Source organism: uncultured Anaerotruncus sp. (assembly GCF_902490045.1).
Taxonomy (GTDB): domain Bacteria; phylum Bacillota; class Clostridia; order Oscillospirales; family Ruminococcaceae; genus Anaerotruncus.
Map to the genome: position 1 here is coordinate 1 of NZ_CABUCJ010000086.1, position 10,074 is coordinate 10,074.

At 62.4% G+C, this 10,074-nt stretch carries 12 protein-coding genes; 3 read left to right on the forward strand and 9 right to left on the reverse strand.

Going from position 1 to position 10,074, the window contains the following annotated elements; genetic code table 11:
- Positions 1 to 44: 44 nt before the first annotated feature.
- The 7 genes from RDM88_RS09245 to RDM88_RS09275 form a co-directional block, all read right to left on the reverse strand.
- Positions 45 to 236, reverse strand: a complete 192-nt coding sequence (locus RDM88_RS09245) for a hypothetical protein (RefSeq protein ID WP_308754565.1) — start codon at positions 234 to 236, stop codon at positions 45 to 47.
- Positions 237 to 298: 62 nt separating this feature from the next.
- The gene (locus tag RDM88_RS09250; protein WP_308754566.1) at positions 299 to 466 is read right to left on the reverse strand and encodes a hypothetical protein; all 168 of its coding nucleotides are present in this window, start codon (positions 464 to 466) and stop codon (positions 299 to 301) included.
- Positions 467 to 579: 113 nt separating this feature from the next.
- The gene (locus RDM88_RS09255; RefSeq protein WP_308754567.1) at positions 580 to 1,332 is read right to left on the reverse strand and encodes a copper homeostasis protein CutC; all 753 of its coding nucleotides are present in this window, start codon (positions 1,330 to 1,332) and stop codon (positions 580 to 582) included.
- A gap of 29 nt (positions 1,333 to 1,361) precedes the next feature.
- Positions 1,362 to 1,838: a PTS glucose transporter subunit IIA gene (locus tag RDM88_RS09260; RefSeq protein WP_308754568.1), complete on the reverse strand. Its 477-nt coding sequence runs from the start codon at positions 1,836 to 1,838 to the stop codon at positions 1,362 to 1,364.
- Between the two features lie 106 nt (positions 1,839 to 1,944).
- Positions 1,945 to 3,432: an N-acetylglucosamine-specific PTS transporter subunit IIBC gene (gene nagE, locus RDM88_RS09265; protein WP_308754569.1), complete on the reverse strand. Its 1,488-nt coding sequence runs from the start codon at positions 3,430 to 3,432 to the stop codon at positions 1,945 to 1,947.
- A 69-nt stretch (positions 3,433 to 3,501) separates the two neighbouring features.
- Positions 3,502 to 4,329, reverse strand: coding sequence for a PRD domain-containing protein (locus RDM88_RS09270; protein ID WP_308754570.1), 828 nt, complete (start codon positions 4,327 to 4,329; stop codon positions 3,502 to 3,504).
- A gap of 70 nt (positions 4,330 to 4,399) precedes the next feature.
- Positions 4,400 to 4,657: an HPr family phosphocarrier protein gene (locus RDM88_RS09275; protein WP_308754571.1), complete on the reverse strand. Its 258-nt coding sequence runs from the start codon at positions 4,655 to 4,657 to the stop codon at positions 4,400 to 4,402.
- 353 nt (positions 4,658 to 5,010) lie between these two features.
- On the opposite strand from RDM88_RS09275, the gene nagB reads away from it, so the two are divergent.
- The 3 genes from nagB to ptsP are packed head-to-tail and all read left to right on the forward strand — an operon-like array spanning position 5,011 to position 8,574.
- Positions 5,011 to 5,742 carry a glucosamine-6-phosphate deaminase gene (gene nagB, locus RDM88_RS09280; protein ID WP_308754572.1) on the forward strand — a complete coding sequence of 244 codons (732 nt, stop codon included), beginning with the start codon at positions 5,011 to 5,013 and terminating at the stop codon, positions 5,740 to 5,742.
- A 33-nt stretch (positions 5,743 to 5,775) separates the two neighbouring features.
- Complete coding sequence (nagA, locus tag RDM88_RS09285) at positions 5,776 to 6,879, forward strand: N-acetylglucosamine-6-phosphate deacetylase (RefSeq protein ID WP_308754573.1); 1,104 nt, start codon at positions 5,776 to 5,778, stop codon at positions 6,877 to 6,879.
- A 30-nt stretch (positions 6,880 to 6,909) separates the two neighbouring features.
- Complete coding sequence (ptsP, locus tag RDM88_RS09290; RefSeq protein WP_308754574.1) at positions 6,910 to 8,574, forward strand: phosphoenolpyruvate--protein phosphotransferase; 1,665 nt, start codon at positions 6,910 to 6,912, stop codon at positions 8,572 to 8,574.
- Between the two features lie 119 nt (positions 8,575 to 8,693).
- On the opposite strand, the gene RDM88_RS09295 is transcribed toward ptsP, so the two are convergent.
- Both RDM88_RS09295 and RDM88_RS09300 read right to left on the reverse strand, forming a co-directional pair.
- Positions 8,694 to 9,251: a hypothetical protein gene (locus RDM88_RS09295; protein WP_308754575.1), complete on the reverse strand. Its 558-nt coding sequence runs from the start codon at positions 9,249 to 9,251 to the stop codon at positions 8,694 to 8,696.
- 152 nt (positions 9,252 to 9,403) lie between these two features.
- Positions 9,404 to 10,074: hypothetical protein (locus RDM88_RS09300; RefSeq protein WP_308754576.1), on the reverse strand; the 671-nt coding region annotated here is incomplete at its 5' end.

Genomic DNA, 10,074 nt, shown 5'->3' on the forward strand with positions numbered 1-10,074 from the left:
CGCCCCTGTCTTATGCGTGCAGGCCAACTGCTGGCTCCAAACGGTTATTTGGACAGCCCCTCGAGGATGTTTCCCGCGTAGCGCTCCAGCTCGGCCTGCGTCTGGATGCGCTCTCCGCCGCGGTGGACCAGGTCCTGCACATAGCTCGGCAGGGCGCTGTAATACTGCTTGGCGCGCGCGTCCCTCTGCAGCAGGGCGTCGAGCCCGGCGGGAAAGTTCCCGTTCACTTTTGACATCTGTTCATCACCTCGCCCTATAGTATGGGCGGGGCGGGGCCGTTCATGCAGGAAACGGAAAATCAGAGCAGGCAGGGGCTGCCGATGATGCAGAGCAAAAAGAAGATGACGAGCGCGATCAGAAAGACCGCGAGGCAGCCGTCGCATCCGGACGCGCCGGAGGGGCGGCGGGGACAGTTTTCCGGCCGGCAGCCGCAGTTCTCCCGGTCGGGGCAGTCGGAACAGTTCATCAGGAATCCCTCCCATACCGATTTATATGCAAGGGAGGGCGGGCAGATGAATGGCCCCCGCCGAACGGAGGGAACGGCGGGGGCCGGAGAATGGAATTGGGAGTAAATCGGAATTATTTCCGCCCGAGCACCTGCATGACTCCCCGCACCGTGGTTTCGTTGACGGCGAGGTAGCAGTCGTTGGAGGGCGGGAGGGCGGAGCCGAAATTCAGCGTCGGATTCAGCAGGGTCGAGGGGTCGGAAACCTGCGCGGCGCCGCCAAGATGGACGCGGGAAACGCCCGTCTCCTCGACGAGGCGCAGGACGTTGCCCGCGCGCACGCCGACGCCGGCGAGGACCTGGATCCGGCTGCCGTACATCTGCTGGATCGCGCGGATGGCGGGCGCTCCGGTGAGCGCGTCGGCGCAGCCGCCGCTCGTCAGCACACGGGTCACCCCGAGGGAGACGAGCTTTGACACGGCGTCGAGCATGTTTTCGGTGACGTCGATGGCCCGGTGAAAGACCGTCTCGCAGCCGCCGGTACATTCGAGGAAGCGCGCGCACCGCTCATAGTCGAGGCGGCCGTCGGCGGTCAGGAAGCCAAAGACGACGCCGTCCGCCCCCATCCGGGAGAAGCGGCGCGCGTCCTCGCACATGACGGAAAAATCCTCGTCGGAATAGCAGAATCCCGCGCCGCGCGGACGAACCATGACGCTGACAGGCAGGGAAACCTGCTCCTTGACCAGTGCGACGAGGCCGGCGGAGGGGGTAAGCCCGCCCAGCAGGTGGGCGGATACCAGCTCGATCCGGTCGGCGCCCGCGCGTTCGGCCAGTTTGCAGTCCTCGAGCGAGCCGCAGCAAAGCTCTACGGACACGCGGTTATTCATGGGAACGCCTCCTGGGGAAGAAGAGGGGCTCACTTCTTATAGGTGATCGCCGCCGTCTTTCCGCCCTCGGCGGGGCCGGGGCAGGCGGTCATCGACTTGATCGCGTCAAGGTTGGTGATGATGCAGGGAGACATGGGAGAAAGGCCCTGCTCCCTGATGAAGCCGATGTCCATCTCCATGATCCTGTCGCCCTTTTTGACCTTCTGGCCGACCTCGGCAAAGCACTGGAAGCCCTTGCCCTCGAGCTTGACGGTGTCGATGCCCAGATGGACGAGGATTTCCAGCCCGTCGTCCGACTCGATGCCCATCGCGTGGAAGGTGTGGGCGATCTGGAAGATCGTCCCGTCGACGGGGGAGTAGACCGTCCCGTCGGTCGGGTCGACGGCGATGCCGTCCCCGAGCACCTTTTCCGCAAAGACAGGGTCGGGGACCTCGGTTACGGGGATCACCTTCCCGGTCAGCGGGGCCGCGATTTCAAGTTGTTTGCCTTTCAGAAAGTTCAGCATACCCTATTCTCCTTATACTGTTGCCCGCTGCCGGGGCTTTTGATGATGCAAGATATCCCTCTCCGCCACAGCGGAGAGGGATATCCGAAAGACGGATACGGTTTTATCAGAGGAACTTCTTCATCGCGTCGACGAGCAGCTCCGCCTTCATGCCGACGATGACCTGAGTGACCTGGCTTCCGGCCTTCATCACGCCCGAAGCGCCGAGGGCCTTGAGGTCCTTCTCATCGATCTCCTTGTTGCTGACAAGGACGAGGCGCAGGCGGGTGATGCAGCTCTCGATCTCCTTGATGTTTTCCTTGCCGCCGAGGACCGCGATATATTTCTGGGCCAGCTCGTCGAAGCCGATGTCGTCGGCCAGCTTGCCGAAGTCCGCGGTCTCCTCGTCTTCCTCACGGCCCGGGGTCTTGAGGTCAAACTTCTTGATGACGAAGACGAACAGGAAGAAGTAGATGACCGCCATGATCAGGCCGATGACGATCGACAGGGCGGGCTTGGTGGAAATGCCCCAGTTGAGGACCATGTCGAAGAGGCCGGCCGAGAAACCGAAGCCCATCTTGATGCCGAGCATGACGCTGACAGCCATCGAAACGCCGGTCAGCAGGCCGTGGATCACGAAGAGGCCGGGGGCGAGGAACATGAACATGAACTCGATCGGCTCAGTGATGCCGCAGAGGAACGCCGGGATCGCGACGGAGATCATCGCGCCGCCGATGGCGGCCTTGTTCTCCTTCTTCGCGCAGAAGTACATTGCCAGCGCGGCGGCCGGCAGAGCGAACATCATGATCGGGAAGAAGCCGGCCATGTAGTTTCCGGCGGTCGGGTCGCCCGCAAAGAAGCGGTTGAGATCGCCGTGGACCAGGGTGCCGTCAGCCTTGGTGAAGTCGCCGAAGTTGAACCAGAAGTAGGAATTGAGCACGTGATGCAGGCCGACGGAGAGCAGCACGCGGTTGAAGAAGCCGTAGATCGCCGCGCCGACCGCGCCGATGCTGGAGAGGAAGCCCGCGAAGGTGTCAAGGACCTTCTGGATGAACGGCCAGACAAAGCCGAAGCCGATACCGGCAAGCAGCGTGTAAAGGCCGGTCATGATCGGGACGAAGCGGCGGCCGCCGAAGAAGGCGAGCCAGTCGGGCAGCTTGGCGCTCTTGAACTTGTTGTAGGTGACGCCCGCTATGACGCCGGCGATGATACCGCCGAAATGCGCCATATTGACCGAAGCGACGCCCGCGTAGAGGCTCTGCGCCCACGCGAAGCCGCCGGACGCGCCGAAGAGGCCGGTGGCGCCCTCCGCAGCGGGGGTGATCAGCCAGCTGAACAGCGCGCCGGCGGTGCCGTTCATGACGTAGAAGCCGATGGCGCCCGCGAGGCCCGCGGCGCCGTTGTTGTCCTTCGCGAAGCCGATGGCGACGCCGATCGCGAAGAGCAGGGGCAGGTTGTCGAACAGCGCGGAACCCGCCGCGGAAATGAAGGGCAGGTTGAGCAGGTCGCCCTGGCCCAGACGCAGCAGCAGCGCCGCAACAGGCAGGGAGGCGATGGGCAGCATCAACGCTTTACCCAGCTTCTGGAGCTTTTGCAGGAACGTGGTCTTTTCCATGTGTCTACCTCCTAAAACAGTTTCTATTATGTACGGGGCGAATTCCCCGTATACAGACAGAACCGGGAACTACATCTGCACGAGCTGGCAGATGTGGACCGCCAAAAACGCCTTGTGATCGTCGGAAAGCTCGGCGCCGATCTCCCGTTTCATCAATTCGGAGACCGCCTGCGCCGCCCGGTAGTATTCCGTCATGTTCAGCCGGACATACTGTTTAACGGGCATCTCGAGCGGGGCGCCGCGCAGCGCGGAGCTGATCAGGCGGTTGAGGCTGGTCAGGAAATTTTTGCAGGCGGAGGAATTGGTGTCGAAGGTCCGCCCGAAGCACTGCCCGACCACGAGCACCGCCTGCTTGTAAAACCGGGCGTTTTTCATGGCGGTGTTGATGTGCTTGTTGCGGCGGGCGGAATAGAGGTGAAGGGCGATAAAGCCCTTTTCCGGTTCGCCGATGTCGACGTCGACCTCCCTGCGGATGAGCTTGGCGGCAATTTCCGCGACCTCGAACTCCCGCGAGCACATGATGGCGATCTCACCGATAAAGGGGTTGTCGATCGGCAGCCCCATCTTGAGGCGCTCAATCGCGAAGGCGATGTGGTCGTAGAGGGCGTCGTAGAGCTTGTCGTTGGTGATGTCGAGCTTCTCGCGCGCGATCTCCACGATCTCCCGGGTCACCTTCTCGACCTTTTCGATGTCGTAGTTGAGCCGCTTGATCTCGCCCGGGTTGACGTTCTCGTCAAGGATCGAAAAGACCTTGTTGTCCGGGTCGTCGCCGTTGATGAGATCGCCCCTGCGCGTACCGAACCCGACGCCCTTGCCGATCAGCACGATCTGCTTGCCGCCCGGCTCCTCGGCCAGAACCACGTTGTTGTTATAGACCTTCAACACTTTGTAGTGCATGCCGCGCGCCCTCCTTCAGGCCGTTCACCGTGAAAGCCGACCGCGCGCGCCGCCAAAGGCGGCGCGGCACTTACAGGTTTTCGGTGAGGAACTTTTTGATGGCCTCGGCGGCTTCGGTCTCCCGCTCGCCGTCGACGGTGACGGTGATCTCGTCGTTCTGCTTGACGCCCAGCCCCATCAGCGCGAAGAGGCGCTTGCCGTCGGCCGACTTGCCGTTCACCGAGATGGTGGCCGCGGCGGGGAAGGACGCGATGCACTTCACGAGCAGCCCGGCGGGACGCGCGTGGATTCCGAGGGCGTCGTTTATCTTGTAGGTAAAGCTCTGCATAAAAATGTTCCTCCTTTTGAGCGGATGCGGATGTACCGGTGAAGATCGGGAAAAAATAAAAGGCATAAACTTTCCGAACAATCCAAACCAATCGTCCGAAAGCTTATGCCTGATCGCATCAGTAACATCACTTTGCATCTTCTTCTGTTTGGTTTTAGTTTAACAGCCGAGATATATTTTGTCAATATTATGTACACATTTTGTTTACAATAACAGAAATTGGATGAAAAATTGTGGATTTATCCCTAAAAAATTCTTTTTTTAAGCAAGAGCCCTTGTAAAGATGGTTGGAGCCACTATAATGAAACTAAACGGCCCGCGGACAGGGCCGCAGCAAAAAGGGGGAACCGGTCATGAGAATATACGTTGCGAAGGACTACTACGACATGAGCCGCAAGGCCGCCAACATCGTCTCCGCGCAGGTGATCATGAAGCCCAACTGCGTGCTTGGGCTGGCCACCGGATCGACGCCCGAGGGCATCTACGCCCAGCTGATCGACTGGTACAACAAGGGCGACATCGACTTCTCTTCCGTCAAATCGGTCAACCTCGACGAGTACAAGGGCCTCCCCCGGGAGAGCGACCAGAGCTATTACTACTACATGAACGAGCATTTCTTCAAGGGCGTCAACATCAGGCCCGAGAACACCAACATCCCCAACGGCATGGAGCCGGACAGCGAAAAGGAGTGCGCGCGCTACAACCGGGTCATCGAGAGCGTGGGCGGCATCGACCTGCAGATTCTGGGCATCGGCGCGAACGGCCACATCGGCTTCAACGAGCCGGGCGAGGCGTTCGAGAAGGAGACCCACTGCGTCGCGCTCACCGAGAGCACCATCGAAGCGAACTCCCGTTTCTTCGAGAACCGGGACGACGTGCCCCGCTACGCCTATTCGATGGGCATCAAGTCGATCATGCAGGCGAAGAAGATCCTGCTCGTCGCCAGCGGGGCGGGCAAGGCGGACGCGATGTACGCGGCGCTCTGCGGCCCGATCACGCCGGCAGTGCCCGCGTCGATCCTCCAGCTCCACAACGATGTGACCGTTGTGGCGGACGGCGCGGCGCTCGCCAAAATCCAACTGTAAACAGGCCCCGCGCCGCGGGGACGGAGGTTCCAGATGATTATCAAAAACGCACAGGTCTATACCGAAGGATTCGCCTTTGAAAAGCGGGATGTCGCGGTGGAGGGGGAGCTGTTCGCCGAAACGGCGGGCGGCGATACGGTCGACGCGTCGGGGCTGCTCATGCTCCCGGGGCTGATCGATATCCACTCCCACGGCTGCGACGGCTATGATTTCTGCGACGGCACCGACGAGGCGCTCGACGCGATCACCGCCTACGAGGGCAGAAACGGCGTGACCGCCATCTCCCCGGCGTCGATGACGCTGGCGGAGGAGACGCTCGCCGCGATCTACCAAAACGCCGCGCGCTACTCCTACCGGGGCGGCGCGATGTACCTCGGCGTCAACATGGAGGGGCCGTTCTTCAACCCCGCCAAGAAGGGCGCGCAGAACGGCGTGTTCCTGCGCGAGCCGGACATCGGCATGTTCCGGCGGCTGTGGGAGGCGTCGGACGGCGGGATTAAGACCGCCTGCGTCGCGCCCGAGCTGCCCGGCGCGATGGAGTTCATCGACGAGGCGAAGCGGTACTGCGCCGTCGCGGTGGCCCACACCGCCTCGGACTATGACACGGCTATGGAGGCCTTCCGGCGGGGCGCCTCCCGCGCCATCCACCTCTACAACGCGATGCCGCCCTTTTCCCACCGCGCGCCCGGCGTGGTCGGCGCGGTGGCGGACAGCGGCGCGATGGCGGAGCTCATCTGCGACGGGGTGCACATCCACCCGGCGGTCGTTCGCGCGACCGTCAAGCTGCTTGGGGACGACAAGGTCGTGCTCATCAGCGACAGCATGATGGCCACCGGACTTTCGGACGGGGCCTATTCGCTCGGCGGCCAGCACGTCGACGTGAAGGGGAACCTCGCGACCCTTTCGGACGGCACGATCGCGGGTTCCGCCACCAACCTCTTCGACTGCATGCGCTGCGCGGTCAAATTCGGCGTGCCGCTCGAGAGCGCCGTCCGGATGGCCACGATCAATCCCGCCAGGGCGATCGGCGAGGACGGCCGCATGGGTTCGATCACGGCCGGCAAGCTCGCCAACTTCGTGCTGGCCGACCGGGAGCTGAATATCCGGGCGGTCTATGTGAAGGGGAAAAAGCTCTGACCCGGCGGGAAAACTTCGGGAGGTGCAGGAATGATAGTATTAAACGGCAAGAGCGTGTTCGGCGGAATCGCGTTCGGCAGGCTGGCGTTCTATGAGCGCCGCCAGCAGAACATCCACCGCCGCAGCGTCGGCGACCCGCAGGCGGAGATCGCCCGGTTCGAGGACGCGAAGACGAAGGCCGTCGAACAGCTCGAGGCGCTCTACCAGAAGGCGCTCGTCGAGGTGGGGGAGACCAACGCGATAATCTTCCAGATCCACCAGATGATGCTCGAGGACCTCGACTACTGCGATTCGGTCACCAACATCATCACCTCCCAGGGGGTGAACGCGGAATACGCGGTCGGCGTGACGGCCGACAACTTCGCGCAGATGTTTTCCGCGATGGACGACCCCTATATGCAGGGGCGGGCCGCGGACGTCAAGGACGTGTCCGAACGGCTGGTGAACGTGCTCTGCGGCGTGCAGAGCGCGGGGATCGACGCGGCGGGCCCGGTGGTCATCGCGGCGGACGACCTCGCGCCGAGCGAGACGGTCCAGCTCGACAAGAACAAGATCCTCGCGTTCGTGACCAGGCGCGGCTCGGCCAATTCCCACACCGCGATTTTGGCGCGCACGATGAACATCCCCGCCGTGATCGGCGTGGGGGAGGCGCTGGAGGAGGCGTACAACGGCCGCGAGGTCATCGTGGACGGCTTCTGCGGGCAGATTTACGTCGATCCCGACGCGGAGACGTCGGCGGCCCTGCACGAAAAATGGGAGAAGGAGAACGACAAGCGCCGCCTGCTCCAGGAACTGCGGGGCAAGGAGAACGTCACCCTCGACGGGCAGAAGGTGCTCATCTACGCGAACATCGGCAGCCCCTCCGACATGGGCGCGGTGCTCGCCAACGACGCGGGGGGCATCGGGCTCTTCCGCAGCGAGTTCCTCTACCTCGAGAGCAGCGGCTACCCGAGCGAGGAGGAGCAGTTCGCCGCCTACCGCACCGTCGCGGAGACGGCCGCCGGCAAGCGGGTGGTCATCCGCACGCTCGACATCGGCGCCGACAAGCAGGTGGATTACTTCCAGCTGCCCAAGGAGGACAATCCCGCGATGGGCTACCGCGCCATCCGCATCTGCCTGACGCGGGAGGACGTCTTCAAGACCCAGCTGCGCGCCCTCTACCGCGCGTCGGCGTTCGGCAACATCGCGATCATGTTCCCGATGATCACCTCCGTGTGGGAGGTCCGCGAGATCAAGCGGATCGCCGCCGAGGTGCGGGAGGAGCTGAAGGCGGCCGGCATCCCCTATTCCGAAGAGGTCGAGCTGGGCATCATGATCGAGACGCCCGCGGCGGCGGTGATCAGCGACCGGCTCGCGCCGGAGGTGGATTTCTTCAGCATCGGCACCAACGACCTGACCCAGTACACCCTGGCGATCGACCGCCAGAACCAGAAGCTGGAGCGGTTCTATGACGCGCACCACCCGGCGATCCTGCGGCTCATCAAGCTGGTGGCGGACAACGCCCACAGGGCGGGCATCTGGATGGGCATCTGCGGCGAGCTTGCCGCGGATCCCGAATTGACCGAGACCTTCCTCGCCATCGGGGTCGACGAGCTGTCCGTGTCGCCGCCCTATGTGCTCGAGCTGCGCCGCCGCGTCCGGGAGACGAACGTCGCGGAGGTGCGCGGAAAGCTGCTCGCGGCATTTATGGAGTAAAGCGGTTTTGCTTGACAGAAAGATAAAGCGGCCGTCACAGCCTCAATTGGCTGTGACGGCCGCTTTTATGTTGCTTCCAATACGAAGTTAAGCTAAATTGCTTTACAGATGAAAGCCGCTCAATTGCGCCGGCCCCAGAGCGCGGCGAGCTGTTTCTGACCGGCGGTGGTCATCCGCTTGGAGATATTCCCGCGGATGAAATCCTGGTTGTCGATGTAGAGGCCGAACTCCTTGCGGTCGTCCTCGTCGGCGAGGGTGGAAAGGTCGCGGCACCCGTTATAGAAGAGCAGGTTCACGCGGTAGATTTCATTGAGCACCCCGAAATAAAATTTATTCTGGCGGCTGTTGGACCTGGTGGCTTCAAGAATCTGCCGCAGGGCTGTCTGCATCGTCTCGTGCCGCTCCCGCACATAGGCGTCGCAGCCGCGCCGCAGGACCTCCTGCATCTCGGGGGACTGCTGCTCGAACGGGAGCATCCGGACCGTACCGTCCTCGAGCGTCTCGGTGGCAGGCTTACAGCGCAGCCCGGAGAGGGCGTGGTTGGCGGCCTCGGCAAAGGCGATGCCGAACGGGTCGCAGATCCGCCGGATCTTCTGGTGGGCCTGGTTGATGACGACGAAGGCGACGACGATCAGAATCAGCATCATTCCATAGGCCAGCAGGTATGTCGAATCCATAAACAGTTCCTCGCTTCTGGCCGCAAAGCGGCCTGATAATCTGTATTTTTTCTAGTATACCGCAGAGGAACGGGCACGTCTATATGGAATGTGCACAAAAATGGAAAAAGCCGGGCGCGCGAGATGTCGCGCGCCCGGTCTTCGTAAGTCCGTTATTTCTTCTTGAGCAGCCCGACAAAGGCGCCGAGCAGAAGGGTGAGCGCGGCGAGATTCGCATGGCGTTCGCCGCCGCGGCCGGTGTTGGGGCCAAGCTTGGTGGGGAGTGCGGACAGAGGCACTTCCTCGTCCTCGATCGTCAAGAGCCCCTCGGGGACGGTCTCATCCTTGGGCTTGAGGAGCGGGACGGAGGGGGTGCTGGGGCTGTCGCCGCCACCGGGGTTGCTACCGCCGCTGGGATTGCTGCCGCCGGTCTTCACATAGTGGAAGGTGACGGTGTAGCGGTTGGCGGGATCATACTGGAAGGTGTTCCCGGAGACTTCCACGCCGTTCGCATACAGGGCAATCGCATTACTTGACAGAAGCATCGGGGCCGACGCGGAGCGGAGCGCAGCATCCTTTTCGATCAGCTCGCCGCCGAGCTTGTGCTTGAGCTCGGAGCGGGCGTCGCGGTAGGACTGGATGTTCGATTCGAGCGATTCGATCTGCTCCTCGAGCGTCAGCTTTGTCCTTTCATCCCTGCGGCTGTCTTCCTGATCGCTGGAGCCCTGCTGGTCATCGGGGTCCTGCTGGTCATCGGGGTCCTGCTGATCATCGGGGTCCGTCTGATCGTCGGGGTCCTGCTGATCATCGGGGTCCTGCTGATCATCGGGGTCCTGCTGATCAT

What these genes read in the sequence shown, in the direction of transcription:
- nagB (WP_308754572.1), top strand. Translation starts at nt 5,011, where the DNA reads ATGAGAATATACGTTGCGAAGGACTACTACGACATGAGCCGCAAGGCC.
- nagA (WP_308754573.1), top strand. Translation starts at nt 5,776, where the DNA reads ATGATTATCAAAAACGCACAGGTCTATACCGAAGGATTCGCCTTTGAA.
- RDM88_RS09295 (WP_308754575.1), bottom strand. Translation starts at nt 9,251, where the DNA reads ATGGATTCGACATACCTGCTGGCCTATGGAATGATGCTGATTCTGATC.
- RDM88_RS09245 (WP_308754565.1), bottom strand. Translation starts at nt 236, where the DNA reads ATGTCAAAAGTGAACGGGAACTTTCCCGCCGGGCTCGACGCCCTGCTG.
- RDM88_RS09255 (WP_308754567.1), bottom strand. Translation starts at nt 1,332, where the DNA reads ATGAATAACCGCGTGTCCGTAGAGCTTTGCTGCGGCTCGCTCGAGGAC.
- RDM88_RS09250 (WP_308754566.1), bottom strand. Translation starts at nt 466, where the DNA reads ATGAACTGTTCCGACTGCCCCGACCGGGAGAACTGCGGCTGCCGGCCG.
- nagE (WP_308754569.1), bottom strand. Translation starts at nt 3,432, where the DNA reads ATGGAAAAGACCACGTTCCTGCAAAAGCTCCAGAAGCTGGGTAAAGCG.
- RDM88_RS09260 (WP_308754568.1), bottom strand. Translation starts at nt 1,838, where the DNA reads ATGCTGAACTTTCTGAAAGGCAAACAACTTGAAATCGCGGCCCCGCTG.
- ptsP (WP_308754574.1), top strand. Translation starts at nt 6,910, where the DNA reads ATGATAGTATTAAACGGCAAGAGCGTGTTCGGCGGAATCGCGTTCGGC.
- RDM88_RS09275 (WP_308754571.1), bottom strand. Translation starts at nt 4,657, where the DNA reads ATGCAGAGCTTTACCTACAAGATAAACGACGCCCTCGGAATCCACGCG.
- RDM88_RS09270 (WP_308754570.1), bottom strand. Translation starts at nt 4,329, where the DNA reads ATGCACTACAAAGTGTTGAAGGTCTATAACAACAACGTGGTTCTGGCC.